At 56.3% G+C, this 20,662-nt stretch carries 17 protein-coding genes; 8 read left to right on the top strand and 9 right to left on the bottom strand.

What is annotated here, in order from left to right:
• Positions 1 to 148 precede the first annotated feature (148 nt).
• Complete coding sequence (locus tag WC370_04685) at positions 149 to 1,504, top strand: leucine-rich repeat domain-containing protein (protein ID MFA5308769.1); 1,356 nt, start codon at positions 149 to 151, stop codon at positions 1,502 to 1,504.
• A gap of 245 nt (positions 1,505 to 1,749) precedes the next feature.
• Here WC370_04685 and WC370_04680 read toward each other — a convergent pair whose 3' ends face one another.
• Together WC370_04680 and WC370_04675 are read right to left on the bottom strand one after the other, a co-directional pair.
• Positions 1,750 to 2,712, bottom strand: coding sequence for a peptidyl-alpha-hydroxyglycine alpha-amidating lyase family protein (locus tag WC370_04680; GenBank protein ID MFA5308768.1), 963 nt, complete (start codon positions 2,710 to 2,712; stop codon positions 1,750 to 1,752).
• 115 nt (positions 2,713 to 2,827) lie between these two features.
• The gene (locus tag WC370_04675) at positions 2,828 to 3,625 is read right to left on the bottom strand and encodes a class I SAM-dependent methyltransferase (GenBank protein ID MFA5308767.1); all 798 of its coding nucleotides are present in this window, start codon (positions 3,623 to 3,625) and stop codon (positions 2,828 to 2,830) included.
• 151 nt (positions 3,626 to 3,776) lie between these two features.
• On the opposite strand from WC370_04675, the gene WC370_04670 reads away from it, so the two are divergent.
• Positions 3,777 to 5,306 (top strand): FAD-dependent oxidoreductase, encoded by a 1,530-nt coding sequence (locus WC370_04670; GenBank protein MFA5308766.1) that lies wholly within the window; start codon positions 3,777 to 3,779, stop codon positions 5,304 to 5,306.
• Between the two features lie 115 nt (positions 5,307 to 5,421).
• Here the strand turns inward: WC370_04670 and WC370_04665 are convergent, their stop codons facing one another.
• Positions 5,422 to 7,533 carry a CHASE4 domain-containing protein gene (locus WC370_04665; protein ID MFA5308765.1) on the bottom strand — a complete coding sequence of 704 codons (2,112 nt, stop codon included), beginning with the start codon at positions 7,531 to 7,533 and terminating at the stop codon, positions 5,422 to 5,424.
• Positions 7,534 to 7,876: 343 nt separating this feature from the next.
• On the opposite strand from WC370_04665, the gene WC370_04660 reads away from it, so the two are divergent.
• The 3 genes from WC370_04660 (at position 7,877) to WC370_04650 (ending at position 9,132) form a co-directional block, all read left to right on the top strand.
• The gene (locus tag WC370_04660) at positions 7,877 to 8,182 is read left to right on the top strand and encodes a zinc-ribbon domain containing protein (GenBank protein ID MFA5308764.1); all 306 of its coding nucleotides are present in this window, start codon (positions 7,877 to 7,879) and stop codon (positions 8,180 to 8,182) included.
• A gap of 170 nt (positions 8,183 to 8,352) precedes the next feature.
• Positions 8,353 to 8,697, top strand: coding sequence for a hypothetical protein (locus WC370_04655; protein MFA5308763.1), 345 nt, complete (start codon positions 8,353 to 8,355; stop codon positions 8,695 to 8,697).
• Positions 8,698 to 8,784: 87 nt separating this feature from the next.
• Complete coding sequence (locus WC370_04650) at positions 8,785 to 9,132, top strand: RNA-binding protein (GenBank protein ID MFA5308762.1); 348 nt, start codon at positions 8,785 to 8,787, stop codon at positions 9,130 to 9,132.
• 36 nt (positions 9,133 to 9,168) lie between these two features.
• Here the strand turns inward: WC370_04650 and WC370_04645 are convergent, their stop codons facing one another.
• Complete coding sequence (locus WC370_04645) at positions 9,169 to 9,963, bottom strand: SDR family oxidoreductase (protein ID MFA5308761.1); 795 nt, start codon at positions 9,961 to 9,963, stop codon at positions 9,169 to 9,171.
• A gap of 81 nt (positions 9,964 to 10,044) precedes the next feature.
• Here WC370_04645 and WC370_04640 point away from each other — a divergent pair, with 81 nt between their 5' ends.
• Positions 10,045 to 10,581, top strand: a complete 537-nt coding sequence (locus tag WC370_04640; GenBank protein MFA5308760.1) for a flavodoxin family protein — start codon at positions 10,045 to 10,047, stop codon at positions 10,579 to 10,581.
• Between the two features lie 79 nt (positions 10,582 to 10,660).
• Positions 10,661 to 11,902, top strand: coding sequence for a uroporphyrinogen decarboxylase family protein (locus tag WC370_04635; protein ID MFA5308759.1), 1,242 nt, complete (start codon positions 10,661 to 10,663; stop codon positions 11,900 to 11,902).
• A gap of 96 nt (positions 11,903 to 11,998) precedes the next feature.
• Here WC370_04635 and WC370_04630 read toward each other — a convergent pair whose 3' ends face one another.
• The 3 genes from WC370_04630 to WC370_04620 all read right to left on the bottom strand — a co-directional run bounded on the left by WC370_04630 (position 11,999) and on the right by WC370_04620 (position 14,812).
• Positions 11,999 to 12,544 carry an arginine decarboxylase, pyruvoyl-dependent gene (locus WC370_04630; GenBank protein MFA5308758.1) on the bottom strand — a complete coding sequence of 182 codons (546 nt, stop codon included), beginning with the start codon at positions 12,542 to 12,544 and terminating at the stop codon, positions 11,999 to 12,001.
• Positions 12,541 to 13,470 carry an agmatinase gene (gene speB / locus WC370_04625; protein ID MFA5308757.1) on the bottom strand — a complete coding sequence of 310 codons (930 nt, stop codon included), beginning with the start codon at positions 13,468 to 13,470 and terminating at the stop codon, positions 12,541 to 12,543. Before speB ends, WC370_04630 begins: the two co-directional genes overlap by 4 nt.
• Before the next feature lie 259 nt (positions 13,471 to 13,729).
• Positions 13,730 to 14,812 (bottom strand): nitrogen fixation protein NifH, encoded by a 1,083-nt coding sequence (locus WC370_04620; protein MFA5308756.1) that lies wholly within the window; start codon positions 14,810 to 14,812, stop codon positions 13,730 to 13,732.
• A 114-nt stretch (positions 14,813 to 14,926) separates the two neighbouring features.
• Here WC370_04620 and WC370_04615 point away from each other — a divergent pair, with 114 nt between their 5' ends.
• A complete protein-coding gene (locus tag WC370_04615) occupies positions 14,927 to 18,544 on the top strand; it encodes an ABC transporter ATP-binding protein (protein ID MFA5308755.1) in 3,618 nt (1,205 codons plus the stop codon).
• An 8-nt stretch (positions 18,545 to 18,552) separates the two neighbouring features.
• Here WC370_04615 and WC370_04610 read toward each other — a convergent pair whose 3' ends face one another.
• Both WC370_04610 and WC370_04605 read right to left on the bottom strand, forming a co-directional pair.
• On the bottom strand, positions 18,553 to 19,872 hold the full coding sequence (locus WC370_04610; protein MFA5308754.1) for a hypothetical protein: 1,320 nt from the start codon (positions 19,870 to 19,872) through the stop codon (positions 18,553 to 18,555).
• A gap of 74 nt (positions 19,873 to 19,946) precedes the next feature.
• Positions 19,947 to 20,660, bottom strand: a complete 714-nt coding sequence (locus WC370_04605; protein MFA5308753.1) for a Type 1 glutamine amidotransferase-like domain-containing protein — start codon at positions 20,658 to 20,660, stop codon at positions 19,947 to 19,949.
• Positions 20,661 to 20,662: the final 2 nt, after the last annotated feature.

The raw sequence follows: 20,662 nt of genomic DNA, 5'->3' as shown, positions 1-20,662 counted from the left end.
TCCACCAAGCTTCAGTTTCTTAACCCAGGGTATCATAGGTTGTACCAGACCTGCGGATCGCCGAGTAATCTTACTTTTACAATAATTTGACATCATCTTAACTCTTTCCTAACAAGCTAATGCTATAATATTCCTAATGGTCATCTTAATGAGAAAGCAAGTTAAGTTTCTGCCCCTCATGCTTTTACTGATCCTGTTCACTCCGGCTATTGTATTTGTTGGATGCCAGCGATTAGCCCCAAATATACCAACAGATACACCAGAAAGCTCTACTGCCGCCGAAGAAAACATAATAATCACCAAACAGAATGACTCTGAACACGGGCAATCGCAATTGAATCCGTCTGAACTGGTTTCTTTTCCTGATAAAAATTTGGATTCTATTATAAGGCGTGAATTAAATAAGGAACCAGAGGAACCCATTACCGTCGGGGAACTGACTGGGATTACCGGATTAACAATTGGAATGCCCTTCTCCTCTTCCGGGTTGGCCGAATCGTTTTATTTGTCGGATCCAAATTCGATAAAACAAATTAATAACCTCTCCGGTTTGGAATATTGTGTCAACCTGTGTTATCTCAGGATTTTAGTTGAAGACAATAGGGTGAACGATTTATCCCCACTAGCCAGTCTTACTCGCTTGACACATCTTGAAATACAAGGGAACAATTCATCATATGTCACCATGGCTTGGAAAAACAGCGATATGCCCTCTATTAATCACGCCAAAGGTCAATCTCTAAATGTATCCCCATTAGCCAACCTTACCGACCTTACTTATCTATTCCTTGACGGCAACCAAATTACCGATATTTCCTTTCTCTCTAGCTTGAATAAACTGACAGAACTATCGCTTAACAACAATCAAATAAACAATATTTCTGCAATAGCCCGTCTCACAAACTTAAGAAGATTACAACTTTCCTACAATCAGGTAAGTGATCTTTCCCCTCTCAAGGACCTCACTGAATTAAGATTTCTCAGGCTCAATAATAACCTGATAAGTGATACAGTATTCCTGGCTGGCCTATCTAATATTGACGAACTATATCTCAGCAATAATCATATTTCTGATTTGACACCTCTGGTTCAACTCACCAAACTGGACTTCCTTGACCTTAACGGTAATCAAATTTCAGACCTTTCGCCACTTGCTAAATCCAGCCGTTTCACCAGCTTGTGGCTGAATGACAACAAAATTACGAATATCTCTTCGTTGAAAAATCTGGTAAATCTAAGATATCTTAGGCTTGGAGGCAACCAGATAAACGATATCTCAGCACTTTCTAGGCTAACTAATTTGACTTATTTGGGGCTCTACCATAACCAGATAATGGATGTTACTCCATTGGTAGCGAATGATGGGCTGGGTACAGGGGACAGAATTATTCTTGCAGGTAACCCACTAAGCGATGATTCACGAAACAAATACATACCCCTCCTAAGACAAAGGGGTGCGGATATCGATTTGACCGAAGTCATACCTGTTCCTGCCACCGAGTAGTAAAACAAGGTTGCTTAGAGGTCGGTCTCCCGCTAGTTTTCCCAAGAATTACCAATCAGATACAAAGGCTGAATACTAAAGCGAAGTCCTTACTGGTACTACCTATTGACACCCTATCTCCACTTCCCCCAAACTACCAACCACTAATTACCAATTACCTTAACACACTCACCCCCGCCCGTGTTGCAGAGCGAGGGTGAGTGTGTAATGCTTGGCCAATTTTCCCGGCTGCGGCCGGGATTTTATTACTTCCGGGTGAACTTCTGTATCATCCTGGTGGTACGCGTCGCCAGGAAGGGGTTGTCCTTGAAAATCCCCATGACCTCGGCCACGTAGAGGTCGCCTTTTGAATCGGCCACTACCGAGTGCAGCGCCACGAAAAGCGGGTCTTCCTTGGTGCGGCCTTCGTTGCCCCACTGCGCCAGCACCTTGCCCTCATTGTCCAGGATGGTCACCCTGGGCATCAGTTCGGCCACGTACACCGTATCGTCCTTATCGATGTACAGGCTGGTCGGCAGATTTAAGCCGCCCCACTCGGTAAGGTATTTGCCGTTCTGGTCGAAAATCTGGATGCGGTTATTGTGCCGGTCGGCCACCAGTACCCGGCCCTTTTTATCTATGGCGACGGAATGCGGCACGATGAACTGGCCGGGGCCTTTGCCCGGTTCGCCCCAGGAAAGCAGCAGCTTGCCTTCAGGAGAAAACTTGTGCACCCGGGCGTTGCCGTAGCCGTCCGCCACGAAGATTTCGCCTTTAGCGTTGAGGGCCACGCCGGTAGGGGCGTTGAAAGGAGGCCCGCCCCGCTTGGTGGAGGTCAGCGCTTCCATGAAATCACGTCTTGCGCCGGTCTCGGTTACCCAGGAAAAACCGGTATCGGAAGGCTTATCCTTGGTACCCAGCGTGAGGAGCACCTTGCCGTCGGCGCTGAATTTGCTTACCGTGTGGTTGCCGTCGTCGGCGCAATAAATGGAGCCGTCCGGGCCGACGAAGGTGCCGTGGCTGTGCCCGATGAGGTTATCCCCCCAGGACTTCACCAGATTGCCTTCACGGTCGAACACCGTTACCGGCTGGTCGCCGGTGTTGAACGCGTACAGCCTGTCCTTCGCATCGATGCAGATGCTGTTTACCTCGATGGGCGTATGCCCCTCCTGGTACTTGGCCTGCCATTTGGCCAGCTCGTAGGTGTATTTGCCTTTGCCGTATGACATGTTTTCTTTCCTTTCTTTCTGAGTAGAGAGTCATCTGGAGTGATCTGAAGCGGATAAACCTTCTCTGGGTTAATTGTATTAAGAAAAAACAAGGAGTTCAAGTTTGTTCATTGATTTAGAACGCGCCGCCGGTCTCCCCGCCGCTTTGCCGCCCCGCCCCGCCGTTTATTTTTACGCATTCCACTATCCAGTTCTCCGCGCCGGGCTGCCAGGCGCTGAAATCATACCCCCCGTATTCCGTTTTGATTTCAAAACCCGCCGCGGCCAGCAGCTTGACCAGCGTGGCGCGGCTGAAATACTGCATTTCCAGCTCATGGCGGAAGCTTTCAGTCCGGTCCGCGTCCTGGATAAATACCTCCTGCTTGATGCGCTGGCGCATGGTGGCGGCGTCATAAGAACCTTCGCTGAACTTCCAGGTCTTAAGACCGTCTTCCGGCGGGAAAGGCGGGTCATACCGCCGCCGCGGCGTCTGCCATGATACGTTTTGGGGATAGACCAGCTCCAGCGCCAGTCCCCCTCGGTCCGCCAGGTGCCGGTAAATGCCGGTCAGCGCCGCCGTCACCTCTTTTTCGGTGAGTAAATGGTGCAGGTCCCCGGTGCCGATGAATATAAAGTCAAAGTCTTTGTCCGGCAGGCGCAACTCCGTCACGTCTCCGACCCGGAAACGGGGGTTTTTATGGCCGGGGCGGTTCTTTTGCGCCGCCGCTATCATTTCCGGCTCGATGTCTATCCCCGTGACGCGCAGCCCGTTTTTAGCCAGGCCGGAAGCGACCTCCCCGGTGGCGCACATCAGCACCAGCACCTTGTCCCCGTAGTTTTTCGCCAGCCCGGAGTAGAACGCTATTTCGCTTTCACGGCCCGGCCCTCCCAGCCACCATACCGCCGCGTGTTTGGCGTAATTGCCTCTTTGCATCGCCATTCCCCCTTTGTTAGCCGCATTCTAATAGCATCCTCCCCAAAATGCAATGCGCTATCCCCTCGTATAGAACTAAAGCCGCCCGTTTTGCTATAATCAAAGCTGCTGGGGCTTATTTTGATTTTTTATTTTAAGGAGGGAACTCTTAATGATGAATACCAAGAAGTTTGATGTGGATGTCCTGGTGGCCGGGGGAGGCGTGGCCGGTGTTTCCGCGGCCTTAACTGCCGCCCGCGGCGGCTTGAAGACCTTGCTGCTGGAAAGCCAGATTTCCCTGGGCGGGCTGGCCACCAACGGCTATGTCAACGGCATCGCCGGCATGATTGACGGCAACTGTAAGGAATGGCTGGACCGCATGGAGGCTGAAGGAGTGCTGCTCCGGCGGCCGCACCAGCCCGCCTATGACCCCGAGAAAGCCAAGTTTATCCTGGAGAGGATGCTGCTGGAAGCCGGCGCTGATATACTCTACGGTACCTATGTTATTGACGCCGCGGTAGAGCAGGGCCGCATTAAAGAGGTTATCTGCCAGACCAGGGGCGGCAAGATGCCCGTGTCCGCCCGCATGTTCGTTGATGCCACCGGTGACGGGGACCTGTCCGCCTGGGCCGGCGTGCCTTTTGAGGTGGGCAGCGCGGAGTTCCAGGGGAGGAACATGTCCACCACCCTGGCTTTCCGGCTGGCCAATGTAAATATGGACAAATACGGCAAAGCCAATATGGACTGGATGACCGCTCCCAAAGACCCCGCCGCCCCGCCCGCCTCCTCTTTCTTCGTGGCGATGGAAGAGCAGGCCGTCAAGAACGGCGACCTCCCCTTCTTTATTTTCCCCACCGCCCTGATTTATATGGTGCCCCCCACCCCTCCGGATAACGCGGATGTCTGTGTTATGAGCACCCACAGCTTCAATACCCGCAACCTGGATGTTACCAACCTGACCCGCCAGATTATCGAGCAGCACCGCCAGATAGAGTTTATGGAAAAGTTTTTCCAGAAATATCTCCCCGGTTTTGAGAAATGCCGCCTCACCGGCCTGGCCAGCCTCCACGGCGTGCGTGATTCCCGGCGCATTACCGGGGAATACATCCTCAAGGATGAAGACGTGGTCTGCGCCCGCAAGTTCGAGGACGGCATCGCCAAGTTCCCGGAATTTTTTGATACCCACCACCCCACCAGCGCCCGCCTCGGCTTCATGCGCCATATCCACCTGGCGGAGCCCAAAGCGCCGGCGGTCTGCCGCCCCGCCCAGTGCTCGGATGAGATGCATCCCTTCGGTAAGCCGGGCGGCTATGAAGCCCGGGTCAATCCCCTGGAGTACTGTGAAATCCCTTACCGGTCTTTGGTGCCCCTGAAAATAGATAATCTCCTGGTGGCCGGGCGCTGCATGTCCGCCGAGTTCAATGCCATCGCCGCCGTGCGCGTTATCGCCACTTCCATGGGTACCGGCCAGGCCGCCGGCATCGCCGCGGGAATTTGCCTCAAGGACGGCATCACGCCGCGCCGGCTGGACGGTAAAATCGTCCGGAACACGATGATAAAGCAGGGTATCCCCCTGGATAAAGAGCCGGATGGCCACTGGGCGGAGGTCAAAAAGGAGCTCCAGGGCGGCGAGTTTGTGGTCCTGCCCGGCGCCGACTTCGTAGGTGTGAAGACGGCTAAAGGCATCAGGACTCACATGTAGATGCCGTAACGGTATGGTCGAGATGGAAGACCGCGGCGCTTAGCGTCTGGCTGGCGGCGTCCCCGGAAAAATGGGAAAAAACGGTCATAGGCTTTCTGGATAATGCCTTTAGCCCTCAGGTTTCCCGCTGCCCGTCGCCGCCCCGCGGCAGCTCGATGACGAAGGTGGCTCCCTTGCCGGGTTCGCTGGTGGCGTATATCCGCCCTTTATGCTCGGTCACTATGCCGTAGCTGATGCTCAGCCCCAGCCCGGTCCCCTTGCCTATCTCCTTGGTGGTGAAAAACGGGTCGAAGATGCGGCGCAGGTTCCGGGGCTCTATGCCCGGACCGTCATCGGTAAAAGTTATCCTTACCAGGTCGTCCGTCTTTTCCGTCTTGATTTTCAGCGTTCCCCTGCCGTGCGCGGCCGCCATGGCCTGTTCCGCGTTCAGGATGATGTTGATGAAGACCTGCTGTATCTGCGATGAGTCCGCCATTATCTCCGGCAGTTCGGGGTCGAACTCCCGGCTGACCGTGATATTGTTCGCGCCGTGTTCAAAAGAGCGCAGCCGCAGCACGTCCTGGAGGATCTTGTTAATGGCGGTGGGCTGCTTCACCGAGCTGTTTTTACGGGCGAAACTGAGCAGGTTTTTCACGATTTCCGCCGCCCGCAGGGACTCGCTTTTAATGATAGCCATATCCTCTTTAATCGTCTCCGGCAAGTCTTGCATCGCCACCATTTCAGAAATGCCGATAACGCTGGTCAGCGGGTTATTCACCTCGTGGGCGATGCCGGGCGCCATTTCGCCGATGGCTGCCAGCCGGTCCGTCAGGTACAGGCTCTCCTGCTTGGCCCGCTCCTCGCTGATATCGGTCAGGAAAAGGATATACCGTTCTTCTTCCTGCAAACGGTTAAACCCGGCGATAATGGTCCGGTTGCTGCCTTTAAGCACGTAATGCAATTGCCGGGTGGTGCTGGTGACGCCGCTCTCTTTAAACGCTTTAATCTCCTGGGCCAGCATATCCAGTCCGGGGATATCCGTGACGTTTTTACCTATGTAGCTGCTTACCTCCATGCTGAACATGACGCGCAGGGCATCGTTGAACAGGATGATGTTATAAGATTCATCGGTGGCCAGGATGCCTACCGGCGTGTGCGCGATGATATGCCTTATCAGCTCCCGCTGTGATTGTCTCCTGGTCTCGGATTTCTCCAGCGATTCCAGCATGCCGTTGATGTTGTGCGCCAGCTGTGAAAGCTCGTCCTTCCCTCCCACGGCGATGCGGCCGGACATATCGCCTTTGGAGCCGATGGCATTAACGGCTTTGCTCAGTCCCGTCAGCCGGGTTAAAATGAGTTTCCTGACCAGGAGGATGAAGACCGCGCAGAAGACGATGCTGGCTATCAGCAGGTAAGTATGCAGATAAGCCACCGCGTTTATGCCCTGGGCATGGATGTCCCGGGGCTGGGTAACTTTAAAAATGAAAGCCGGGTTTCCGTTGAGGTCGCTAACGGACGTGTACCCGGCGATAGTGTTACCCTCCTGTGTCTGGATGTAAACGGCGCCGGGATAGTCCGCTGACGCCATAATGCCTTGCAGCTCCGGGTTCTGGTTTTCCTCCGGCAGGTCGAATATAGTTATTGACAGGCTGGTGGTTTTGGCCAGGTTGCCTATCACCCCCGCGTCCAGGAACCGCCCCGCGATTAGTGTCCCGCCGCTCGGCCCTTCGTCCAGGCTGGTTAATATCGGCCTGGCGGCTATTAGCGCTGGCTGGCCGGAAATCAGGATAATCCCGGACAGGCCGGCTTGCGGGCTTAAGGGCTGTAGCAGCCCTGCCGGGGACAACAACTCGTTCAGGTCCGCTGGCAGGGGTATTGCCTGCTCGTTAACAATATCGTAGGCTTTGCCGTAAATCATGTTTCCCGCGGTATCGAGGAACAACAAGAGACTGACGTCGGCGCTGAGGAAGGTCTTGTCCATCAGGTTCCGCTCGATGTACGTCTGGTTATGGTCTCTGGCGAAGTAATAGGTGTCATCCCAGGATGCCCAGTCCTGGCAGAACGTTGCCAGGGCATTCAATCTGACCATCAGGGCATCGGTCACCCTTCCCACGTCTCTCCGTACCGTCTTTTTTTCCAGGTCGTTGAACCCCTTGATATAGATGATATTGGATAACAGGTACAGTATGGAGAACAAGACCAGGGTGATGAGGATGACCATGATGACGGTACGCCGGACGATTGACATAATACACCAGCTTTTTGCCCTTGATTTGATACCATCGCTCGGGTGGTTAAGTGAGTATAGTCAATTCACCGGCATTTGTAAATGTTTACCCGGGCAGCTCTGCGCCCGGGGCTAATCCCCGGCTGAATGCGTAAAAACGTAAAAAGCGTCGCGCCCACCCCTTACGGCGCTGGTGCCCCTCCACCGGGGTCCCCGCTCTTGTGCAGGGGGATTGACAGTGTGGTATAATAGAGATAAGTTCAGGTTTAGGTTATTACACGCTACCTAGAAGCCCCTACAACGGAAGCTCTTAAGTGTTGGATGACCAAAACTCTAACTAATCTATAAGAGAGGAGGTCATCCAATGGCTTTTCAAGACAAGTCCCTTACGTGTTCCGATTGTGGTGCCACTTTTACCTTCAGCGTTGAAGACCAGGAGTTTTTCCAGTCTAAAGGCTACACCAACGAGCCGAAGCGCTGTCCCGAATGCCGTCAGGCAAGGAAGACCGAGCGTTATGGAAGCAGCGGCGGTAGCTTTGGCGCCAAACGCCAGATGTTCCCCGCTACCTGTGCTCAGTGTGGCAAAACCACCGAAGTCCCCTTCCAGCCCCGCGGTGACAAACCGGTGTACTGCTCCGATTGTTATCGTAAAACCAGACCGTCCAGATAAGTAAATTATCCGGTGTCATGTCCCGGGTTGGGCAACCGGCCCGGGCATGACTCGGTCAAATACTTGCCGTTTCATTGCCAGCCTCGTTATTTGTAGAAGGTTTTTTTACGGCCTTACTCCGCCTGTCGATTGCGTGTCCGGCGTATATTATAAAAACAAAGGGGGACACAATGAAAATTTATGTGGGCAATTTATCCTATGAAGTCACCGAGGACGAGCTGGCGGCGGAATTCGGGGTTTACGGTAAAGTGGACTCGGTAGCGGTCCCCTCTGATAAATTCAGCGGGCGGCCCCGCGGCTTCGCTTTCGTGGAGATGGGTTCCAAGGCTGAAGCCGAGGCTGCCATCGCCGGGCTTAACGGCAAGACGCTCCGGGACCGCACCATCGTTATCAACGAGTCCCGTCCCCGCCAGGATAACCGCGGCGGCGGCTCTTACAACAACCGCCGGAGCGGCGGCGGCGGTTACGGCGGCAACCGGGGCGGCAGGCCGGGGGGCAGGGACCGGAGATACTAGCCGGCCGCCTAACGGCGGCCCGGGCCGTTTTTACATCACCCGTAACGAATTAATCAGGCGGGCGAGATTTGTCGAGAGGGGGGTAGCGTGAATATCTACGTTGGCAACCTATCGCTGGAAACTACCGCGGATGAACTGCGGGAAAAGTTTTTACCTTTCGGGGCGGTTGGCTCGGTAACTATCATGAATGATAAATACATCGGCAGCGGTCAGGCTACCGGTTATGGCTACGTTGAAATGGTGTCCAGGGTCCAGGGCATAGCGGCTGTGGCCGGTCTGGACGGCAAAACGTTGAGGAACCAGCCCCTTAATGTCGTCGAGGCGCTGCCTTTGTCCAACAATAAAGGCGCCAAACCGCTCAGTGTCAAGACCCACTACCGCAGCGGGCGGAGTCGGCAAAGAAACACCCGTCTTACCGGCACAGCTTCGCGGTAAGGCTGTTTTTCCCCTTATTAAATTTCAGTTCCGGGTCTAGCCGGCGTTTTTCGGCGGCGCTCCCGCCGGGCCGGACGGGGCGGAAACCTCCAGGATTTGCCCGGACAGCTTGCTGGATACGTCGGACACCAGGAAAGCCACCGCGTTGGCAATGTCCTGCGGCGTGGTGGTCTTGCCCGCTTTCTCCAACATGTCTACTATCCCGGACATGCGCGGGTCCCCGCCGCTTACCCGGTGGAAATTGGTCGCTCCCGGTCCGGGCGCGATGATATTGACGTTGATTCCCTGGAAGCCCACTTCGCCGGACAGCGTCTTGCTGAACATGGTCGTGCCGGCTTTGGCGGCCACGTAGGAAGCGGCCCCCGCCAGGCCGGTGGGCTGGTTGGCGGCGTGCGTGGAAAAATTCACGATTTTCCCGTAGTGGTTGGCCAGCATGTAGGGCAGTATCGCCCGCGTGACATTCATCGTGCCGCGCAGGTTGATGTCGATGTCTATGTTCCACTGCTCTTCAGACGTGTCCACGAAGGGCCGTATCCCGCTGGCCCGCCCGGCGCAGTTGACCAGTATGTCTATCTTGCTGAACTCCGCCAGGATTTTCTTGACCGCGGCGTCCACCTCCGCCTTCTTGGTGATGTCCACCTTCAGCGCGATGGCCTTGCGCCCCAGTTTTTCCACTGCCGCGGCGGTCTGCTTGGCCCCTTCCAGTTCCATGTCGATGCTGACGATGTCGCAGCCCTCCCCCGCCAGCGTTAACGCTATCCCCCGCCCGAAGCCTATCTGGCTGCCGGTGCCGGTTACTACCGCTGTCTTGCCGTTCAGTTTTAAGTCCATTGTCCTGTCCTTTCCTCGTATACGTTGTGGTAAATCAGTCACCTGTATTATATACTTTAGCGAATGGCGACTCAAACGGCAATGAAGGTTATCGGCGTCTGCGGTTCGCCGCGCCGGGGCAACACGGAATGGATGCTGGGTAAACTTTTAGCGGAGCTGGAGCGGGGCGGGGCGGCAACGGAGATGCTGCTCCTGCGTAAAATGGACGTGCGACTTTGCCGCGGCTGCCTGGCCTGTGAAAAAGGCGGGCGGGAACGCCGGGGCGTTTGCGTTATCAAGGACGATATGGCGGCGGTGTACCCTAAGCTGCTGGCGGCGGACGTAATAGTGCTGGCCACGCCGGGCTATATGGGCCTGCTTTCCGGCCTGCTCAAAAACTTCCTCGACCGCACCTGCGCCGTCTGGCCGCGGCTGGAGGGCAAGCGCCTGGCCGGGCTGGCGGTAGCGGAGGAAAGCGCCGGCCAGTCCATCAGTAACCTCCGGTATTACGCGTCTTACCTGAAGCTGCGCTGGGCGGGGAGCGTCACCGTCCTGGCCAAGAAACCCGGTGACGCCGCCCTTATTCCCGGCCTTGAGGCTAGACTCGCCCGGCTGGCGCGTAAAATCCTCAGCGCATAAATCAGCATTTTGCTTCGCCCCAATTTGAATTACGTGCGTAATTAGTGCTATATTTCAATAAAAAGCGAGTGTGAAAAAGATGCCTAAAAGCGGTAAACAGCTGCGTAAAGAGCGCGAGACCAGGATTATGAATGCCATTCAGCTTAAGCCCACGGACCGGGTGCCGGTTATCAGCTCCATCGGCTATTTCCCGGCCAGGTACACCGGCATTCTCTGCTCCGCCGCTTATTATGACTTTGATGCCTGGTATGACGCCTACCGCAAGACGCTCCGGGATTTTCAGCCGGACATGGTCTATTCCCAGGGGTTCACGCCGGGTAAAGCCCTGGAAATATTAGGCCCCAAACAGATGCGCTGGCCCGGCCACGGCGTCGACCCCCACCAGGGGCACCAGTCGATAGAAATCGACAACCTGAAAGCTGACGAGTACGACTGCTATATGAACGACCCCTCGGATTTTATGTTCCGGACTTTCATGTCCCGCACCAGCGATAACCTGGAGGGACTTGCCCTGCTCCCCAAGCTGTCCGAGCTCGGTTCGGGTATGGGGCCGCAGGTGCTGGCGCTGACCTTCTCGGATAAAAAGGTGGCCAAGGCCATCAGCACCCTGCAGCGGGCCGGCCGCGAGATGCGCAGGTGGCAGCCGAAAATCAGGAAATTCAACCGGTTGTTGCTGGACATGGGATTTCCCCAGTATTTCCAGGGCGCGGCCATGCCCCCCTTTGACGTTATTTCCCACTCCATGCGCGGCATGAGCGGCACCATGATGGATATGTTCCGCCAGCCGGACAAAGTCGAGGAGATGTGCGACTATATTCTGAAAAAGGAGCTGGCCCGGCCGGCGCCACCGCCCAGTGAAAACGGTTATACCCGCATGTTCATGACCAATACCCGCGGCTCGGACGAGTTCATGTCCATGAAACAGTTCGAGCGGTTCTACTGGCCCACTTTCAAAAAGCTGGTGGCCGGTCTGATTAAAAAAGGGCTGACGCCCTGCATCTTCTTCGAAGGCAATTTTACTTCTAGACTGGAGTTCCTGCTGGAGTTCCCCAAGGGCAAGCTGCTGGCGCGCTTTGATACTACGGATATCTTCAAAGCCAAGGAAATTCTTAAGGACCACGTCTGCATCGAAGGCAATGTCCCATCCTCCCTTTTACAGGTGGGGACTAAAGAGGAAGTCATCGCCTACTGCAAAAAACTCATCGATGTCTGCGGCAAGGGCGGCGGCTACATTCTCTCCCCCCGCTCTTCCACCGATGAGGTCAAGCCGGAAAACCTGAAGGCGATGATAGATTTCACCAAGGAATACGGCAAGTACTAACGTAATCTCAAAGATATGGAAGGCCGGAGAAAGGGAAAAAACTCCGGCCTTTTTTTGCCGTTCGCGGGCTTGCAAGAACGCCTGAAGAACCATAGATTACGTTATAAACACCGCCGCCGCCACCACGGTCGTCCATTTCCCGTCCTTATCACCTTCTACGGATTGGCAGATATTGCTGGTGCGGAAAATAGTGCCGGAGGCATGGTAGACCTTTTTACGTTCGTCCCACGCCTGGCCGGGATCGAAAGGAATACCCAGGGTTGAAGCCAGCATGGTGGCGGCCAGGTCTTCCGCGTAGTCTCCGGCAATATCAGCGGTCTGGCCGAAGGCGTGGTGTTCGGAAAGGTAGCCATAACGATTTCTGCTCTTGGGCACGGCTACGCCGATGGCGGCGGAAATAAGCCGGTTGGGCTCATTGGTTTCATTCCGGGCCATAACACAAAAGACAATCTGCCCATCCACCAATTCCTGGACGCCTTCATTTTTAGGCACAACCTTGCAGAGAGGCGGCAGGATACTGGATACATAGACGAGGTTAAAGCGCTCGATGCCGGCGCTGCGTAAGGCCAGCTCAAAAGAGGAGAGCCGGTTCTTATCAATGCCGACCCCCTTGGTAAGGAACATCATCTTAGGTACTATCATGTTTTCTCCTGATTTCTTAAATCCGGCGGGCCGTTAGGGGAAGGGTTCTGGCGGCTTTCTCTAAGCGCCAGCATAGTATAGCAGATTTGCGCCGCGCCGTATTCCGTGAGGACATCATGGGGGCGGGGGGCAACTTCAACGACATCGGCGCCGATGATTTTCCTGGTTCTAAAAAGACAACGGAGCAGGTCAAAAGTGTAATACCACTCCAGGCCGCCCTGGACGGGGGTGCCGGTGGCGGGCATATAGGCGGGGTCAATGCCGTCAACGTCTATCGTCAGGTAAACCGTGTCCGTGCCGATGGACTCTACGATCGCCTCCGGGCTGGGGACCGGCCCCATCCCCCATTCAAAAACTTTATTACCGTTAGCCACCGCGAAATCCATCTCCTCTTTAACGTAGGCGCGGGCGCCGATGTGGACGCACTTAAAACCCAGGTCACAGGCCCGCCGCATGGGGGTGCAATGGGCGAATTCGCCGTGTGGAGTATCGCTGTAATCGGTATCGTCAGGGCGGAGGTCAAGGTGGGCGTCTATCTGGCAAACGGTGATTTCGGTTGGGCCGTGGCGGTCGGCCAGCGCCTGGAGAACGCCGGTGGTCACAGAATGCTCCCCACCGAGCAGCAGAACAAAAGCGCCATGAGCGAGGTGTTTGGCGTATTCTTCCTTAACGCGTTCGACCATGACCGGCGGCGAGCACCGGTTCAGGTTTTTAAGGTCACACAGGGCAACCTTACGGTCAGGTGAAGGCATCGCCCCGGCAAAACGGTCCCAGGTTTCTATCTGGTATTTGAGGCTGTTAACGATTTCCGCCGGGCCTTTGGCGGTACCTTTGAGGAAAGAAGCGGTGCGGTCATAAGGCGCGCACAAAATGACAATGTTAGCGGCGGATGGGTCACTGCAGTTTATTTTAAGTCCCGTCGGCATAAACCTCCTCTGGCAAGATAGGGGATAATGGCATCTCCTAATATTATACATACATTTTTAAGTAACAAGTATCAAGGGTCAAGTAGCAAGGAAGGTTTAAGGGGAAAAAGGGAAATACTCAATGAGAAATCAAAAATGAAATCTCAAAGATAAGGTGAAACTGGAGCGGAGAAAAGGGGCTCCGGCCTTTTCCCCCTGTCATTCTGAAGGAGTCCTTCCGCGGAAGGACGACCGTGAGAATCCGCCCCGCCTTTTCCCCCTATTGTCCTGCCTGTTTCAATACCCGCAAAGCTCTTAAGGTGACCCACTTGCTGGGTTGCCCTTTCTTTTCTTGTATCTCCGCCAACTCCTTGCCGGTTATATAAAGTCTCAGGGAGTTCTGGTACCAATAAAAGACTCTATTTTCTTGTGTGTCCGCCAGCTCCTTGTAGGTACGTTCAAGCAGCCAGCGTCCTTGTTGGTTTTGCTTACTAATGACCAGATCTAACGCGTTGGCTAACTTGGGATTCTTGGCTTGCCCCAGCGCTGCCAGGACCTCCAGGTTCTGAAGCACATCGGCTTCGCTGCCGAGGGGATAATAGAACTTGAACCAGTTTGAGCTGGGCCTGTTCCCCCTGCCAAAGGGGTAATCGGCGACCGCCGGGTCACGGCTTAGGAGAAAGTCCACACCCCGTTTGATAGCCTCCTGCATATTCTTGGTCCGCTGCGCCGTTGGTACTTTATTCAAGGCAATCATCGCCTTTATTGCGCCCCAGGCGCATGGCAGACCAGCATTACGCTGTGGACAGGCGAATGAAGGAGCTGAACTCCCGGACTTACCGTAACGTTTGTTTGTATCGCGCTCCGAAGTTTTAGCCACTCCTTCCCCGGTTATAGTCTGTGCCAGCCATTCCATTGCTGTCTGCAAGCGTTGGTCGTTAAGCCAGCCGAAGTCTATCAAAGCCGCCCCCATACTGGCCGCTGTGCAATACGTGTGGTCGTACGGACCACCATCGCTGTCAATGTATCGGGAGAGCAGAATCTCACAGCCCGCCCGAACACGCGGGTCAGCTCCGTCCGCACCAAACTGCGCCATGTAAACCAGAGCCGGCATCGTCCCGGTGTACCTGGGTCCCGGCTTTCCCCAATATCCCTTCGTATGCTGCGCCGCCAGGATTACCGGCACCGGTCCGCTTGCCATGATAGCCGCCTTAGCGGCTTTGACTTCTTTATCGTTCTCATCCCGGCCGAGGATATCACGCAAGGTATAGTAGCGGATGGCTGGCTGGGTCTTATCGTTCTCCAGCAGCCAGTCGGTTGGGTCGGCCTTTAGCAATTTCTTCCAGTCCTGCCGTTTGCCCATCGCGCTTCCTCCCTGGATTTACCTTCAATGCCGAAATTATATCATAACGGAGTAAAAAACCGATGATGCTTTTTCCCGTCTCTCCCCTTTGTGCTAACATAAGGATATATCCCTATGCGCATTTTCTTGAGAATCGCGGCTCTGTTCTGGAAGCAGCGGCGCCGGGCGGCGGTCACTTATCTCTGCCTCTTCGCCGGGGCGGCGCTGTCCATGTTTATCCCTGACCTTACCGGCCGCGCCATAGACCTGGCCCTGGGCTCCGGCCAGACCACGCTTTTAATCATAACGGCCTCCGGTATCGCCGTGGCCGGCATCCTGCGCGGTTTTCTCAGCTACGCCCAGTCCTACCTGGCGGAAGCTCTGTCCCAGCACGTGGCCTACGACCTCCGTAACCAGATGTATAACCGACTCCAGAAGCTGTCCTACGCCTTCCATGACCGCTCCCAGACCGGCCAGCTCATGAGCCGCGCCACCTCGGATGTCGAGGGCGTGCGCATGTTCGTCGGTTTCGCCCTGCTGCGGGGCGTCTATTTTCTGGTGCTGGGGGTGGCCATCGCCGCGGTGCTTTTGGTGCTCAACTGGAAGCTGGCGCTCATCAGCATGTGCACCATCCCCTTCATCGCCTTCCGGGCGGTCAATATCGGGGACCAGCTGCGCGCTATCTCCATGAAAATCCAGCAGGGGCTGGGCGTCATGGGCACCTATATCCAGGAGAGCATCGTCGGCGCCAGGGTGGTGCGCGCCTTCGCCCGCGAGGACTTTGAGACGGACCGCTTTATCCGCCAGGCTAAGGATAACTATAACTACGAGATTAAAATAGCCAAACTGCTGGCGGTGAACAGCCCGGTGATGAGCTTCGCCCTTCTGCTGGCGATGGCCGGCATCCTGTGGTACGGCGGCCGGGAGGTTATCGGCGGCGCGATGACCCAGGGGCAGATGGCGGAGTTCCTGCTTTACGTGGTCATGCTCAATATGCCGGTGCGGATGCTGGGCTGGCTGACGCAGCTTTACTCCCGGGCGATGTCCTCCGGCCAGCGCGTCTTTGAGGTGCTTGACGCCGAAACGGAGGTCGAGGAAAGACCCGGCGCCGCCGACCTCACTGATACCGGGGGCGCGGTTACCTTTGAAAACGTTTCCTTCAGCTATGTTGCCCAGCAGCCGGCGCTGGAGGATATCAGCTTTGATGTTAAGCCGGGGCAGGTGGTGGCTTTAGTGGGCGCCAGCGGCAGCGGCAAGTCCACCGTCGCCAACCTGATTCCCCGTTTTTACGATGTCACCGCCGGCCGCATTGCCGTTGACGGACGGGACATCCGGGATGTTACTCTGGAGTCGTTAAGGCGGAATGTGGGCATCGTGCACCAGGATACCTTCCTCTTTTCCGCCACCATCCGGGAGAACATCGGCTACGGCAAGCCCGGCGCCACTTTGGAGGAGATTCAGCGGGCCGCCAGGACCGCCCAGCTCCACGACTTTATTATGGGCCTGCCGGAGGGCTACGATACCTGGGTGGGGGAGCGGGGCATCACCCTTTCCGGCGGTCAGAAACAGCGCCTGGCCATCGCCCGTACGCTTTTGCTGGACCCGCGCATCGTTATCATGGACGATGCCACCTCCAGCGTGGATATGGCTACCGAGCACCTCATCCGCCGCTCCTTGCAGTCACTTCTGGCCGGGCGCACCACCTTTATCATCGCCCAGCGCCTGCGCTCCGTGCAGCTGGCCGACCTTATCCTGGTGCTGGCGGACGGGCGTATCGTGGAGCGCGGCACCCATGACGAGCTGCTCGCCCTCAACGGGTATTACGGCAAGCTTTATAATTTGCAGTTCCAGTACCAGGAGGGGTGGCAGGCCGGGCGGGAAGAAGCGGTTGAGGAGACTCCGGAGACGGAGCCGGTGCCGGTGGTGGAAGCCCACGGCGTGCCGATGGAGAGCCCCCGGCGTTCCCGCAGCAGCCTTTCGGACTCGGACGATATCGTTTTCGGCAAACCGTATGATTCGCGTATCATCGCCCGCATGACTAAATACTTTGCCGCTCACAAGACCGCCGTTATCCTGACCATCCTGGCCACGCTTTTTTATACCGCTACTATCGTGGCCAGCCCTTACCTGGTGGAACTATCGATTAACAAGTACATCGTCGCCGGGGATAAGGCCGGGCTTAACTTCGCCATCATCCTCTTTCTGGGCAACGCCGCGGTCAACCTGGCGGCTTACTGGGCCCAGATAAGGGTGGAGGCGGTTATCGGGCAGGGGATTCTCTTGCAATTGCGCCGACAGGTCTTCGGCCACCTTCAAAAACTATCCATCAGCTTCTTCGACCATAATGAGGCGGGGCGGATAATGTCCCGCGCCCAGGACGATGTGGGGGAGCTGGGGGACTTCCTGGACTCCGGCGCTTTCTGGGTGGTGGGGGAAATCGTCAGCCTGGTGGCCATCGTGGTGATCATGTTCACCATGAGTTTCCACCTGGCCGTCATCAGCCTGGCGGTGGTGCCTTTCCTCTTCTGGTTCATAATCGTCTGGCAGAAGAAAGCGCGGCAGTCTTTCATCTTTGCCCGGCAAAAGCTTTCCACGGTGAACGCTTCTCTCCAGGAAAACATCACCGGCATCCGCATCATCCAGAGCCTTTCCCGGGAGAAAATCAACTCGGAGCACTTTGATAAGGTCAATAAGGAAAATCTGGATGCCAACCTGCGGGCGGCGCGGCACTCGGCGGTAAACATGCCGGTGATGGAGACGCTGGTATCTGTCGCCACGGCGCTGACTATCATCTTCGGCGGGCTGGACGTGCTGCACGGCGCTTTGCTGGTGGGCACGCTGGTGGCCTTTATCCTTTACATCCAGCAGTTCTTCGACCCCATCCGTACGCTGACGATGGAGTATACCCAGCTCCAGCGGGCGATGGCCTCCGCCGCGCGTATCTTTGAGCTGGCCGATGTTAAGATAGAGGTTACGGATAAACAGGATGCCTTCAGACCGTCCACGCTTAGCGGCGCTGTCAGCTTGGAGCGGGTCTCGTTCCATTATGAGACCGGCCCGGAAGTCCTCCACGATATCAATCTCAAGGTTAATCCGGGGGAAACGGCGGCCCTGGTGGGGCCTACCGGCGCCGGCAAGAGCACGGTCGTAAGCCTGCTGGCGCGCTTTTATGATGTCACCGGTGGCCAAATACTGGTGGACGGCCGTGACCTGCGGGATTTAGACCAGGCGGCCTACCGGAGCCGTCTGGGGCTGGTCCTGCAAGACCCATTCCTCTTCTCCGGCACCATCGCCGCCAACATCCGCTACGGCAATCTGTCCGCTGACGACGCCAGGATAATCGAGGCGGCTAAGACCGTGGGCGCGCACGACTTTATTATGAAGCTGGAAAAGGGCTATGATACCTGGCTCCAGGAGCGCGGCCAGAACTTGAGCATGGGGCAGCGCCAGCTTATCAGCTTCGCCCGGGCGCTTATCGCCGACCCATCTATATTGCTGCTGGACGAGGCCACCGCCAACATGGACTCCTATAGCGAGCAGGTGTTGCAGGAAGCGTTAAAGCAGCTTTTGAAGGGCCGGACGGCTATCGTTATCGCCCACCGCCTCTCCACCATCAGGAACGCCGACCGTATTTTTGTGCTGGACGGCGGGCGCATTGTGGAGCAGGGCAAACACGACGAGCTGCTGGAGCTCGGCGGTCTTTACGCCAGGCTTTATGAAATGACCTATGCCGGGGCTAGCCCGCCCGGCTAGCCCGAGTACTATGTGGTAGTGTAGCCCTTGGCGAAGAAACGCAGCGCCGCGAACTGGTTGACCGCCTGGTTCAGGAGCTTCTTGTCCAGCGTGGCCTCGGGGTCGATGCTCCTGGCCAGGAATACCTGCGCCATGCGCTGCCGGTCTTTCATTATCGCCCGGGTGCCCAGCCCGCGGTAAGTCTCGATGTCCTGGTAGTAGCGGAACTGGGACATTTCCTCCGCGTTCAGGGAGTCGGGCGCGCCCTTGGGCGGCTCGGGGATGGTCAGGTGGACCTGAAGCCGGCTGGCATGCGTTTGCAGCAGTCCCGCCACGTAAGCCCAGGCCGTCAGCACCGATGGCACCATGGCTTTCATGCGGAACACTTTAAAGTTGCTCTTGCTTTTCTTTATCGCGTCGTACTGCGCCCGGTGCAGCCTGGCGAAGGCCCTGGCGGCTTCGTTCAGGCCCTTGTCCGTCCAGAGACTGGCGCCCATCGTTTCCGTCAGGGTGCGGTATTCTTCATCCAGGAAGGCGCCGGTCTGGCAGAGGTACGGCTCATAAACGTTCCGGTCCAGCTCGGATTCGACTATTTGCGCTCCGGTGTTTTTGCCTTTGAAATAGCTCACCAGGAAGCTGCGGGCGCTCTGGGTGGTTATTTTCTCCGCGTGGGCGCCTACGTCCGGGAAGTCCTCGCCCTGCTTGAGCAGCCCTACTTTGGTGCACCACTTCCGCAGGCTGGGGCCCATGAACGCTTCTTCCAGCTGCCGGTCGAAAAGGTCGTTGGAGACGGAAATGCTGGTATTGGATATGAAAGCGAGCTCCGTCCGCTGTTCCTTGGTGAGGCAGAAATACACGCGGAAGCCGTGGTAGCGGGAAACCTTTTTCTCTTTATAGGCGTCCATGATGGCGCGGGAGCGGTGCTGGCCGCCCCATATTTTCAGGGGTTTTCCCGGGATATAGGAGGTTACGTATTCCGCGATGATGTCATTGAACTCGCGCTCTTTTTCCGCGTCCGCTTTCATGCGCAGGAAGGTGTTGTGCGTCACTAAAATTTCGCGGTTGTCACGGAAAGTCTCCCCGTTTTCCGGGTTGAGCCGGGCGTCCAGAGAGACGGCGTCCGTCATCATCTTGCCGGTGATGGCGCAGCGTATGTAGTAGCTGTTTTTCACGCCGTCCTGGAAGACGGTGACCGGTATATTCTCTGCTTTTTCCAGCGTATCTATGCCGTTCAGAAACTCGGTGATGGTATTTACCACTGCCTGGTTCTTTTCAGCCTTCTTATCGAAAACGATATCCATTTTTTCCCCCCCGTTGCCGGTTATGGTTATGTTTAGTAATGTATCCATTTTACACCCTGCGAGTGGGTGAGGCAATAGGCTGGAATCCCGGGGGTAAAGAAAATTCATGAATTAAAACGGTATCAGGCGGTAGCGCGCGGCAGTATGTCCTCTAATCTCTCCACCCCGCCCGCCCGCCGCAGGTACTGGTAGACCGTGCCCCCCACCGCCTCCACCCCGCCGTCCGGCTTGACCCTGACGCCGGAGCCGGAAGCCAGCCCGTAGCCCTTGACGCCGGCTTTTTCCAGCATCAGCGCCGCCTGCAGTTCCTCCCAGCCGCCCTGCTCGTCATGGGTATCGCAGATGACGGGCGCGTAGCCCAGGCAGGGGAAAAACTCGGCGGAGCTATTGTCGTTCGGGTCCGTCCAGCGCACCCACTTGGTGGCCAGCATGATGGCCCCGGCGGAAATCCCGAAGAAGGGCTTACCCCGGCGGTACAAATCATTAAAAAATCCTACTAAATTTTTAGCCTGTAAAACTTCCATCCCCGCTTCCACGTCCCCGCCGCTGATAAAGACGATGTCCGCCGCCTCCAGGATTTTCTGCGCTTTTTTCAGGTCCGCCCCGTCCGGCGCTATCATGGCGTGAGTCACTTTACCCGCCCCCGCCGCCGTAAACGACCCCGCGATAAAGCTGAAAAAGCTCTTGTCATCGCCGCTGGCGGTGCCGCTGTAGGCCACCGAGGGTGAGGCGATGCCGAAACCACGGAAAACCGCCTGTAAAAGCGGGTCCGGTTTGCTGCTGCGGCTGTGCCGCCCGCCGGCCAGGAGGAATACGGGCCTGGTAATCTGTGTCATAT

The organism is Dehalococcoidales bacterium (genome assembly GCA_041652735.1).
GTDB lineage: Bacteria > Chloroflexota > Dehalococcoidia > Dehalococcoidales > RBG-16-60-22 > RBG-13-51-18.
The sequence above is the reverse complement of the archived record's forward strand: the minus strand, read 5'-3'. Positions and strand labels throughout refer to the sequence as shown.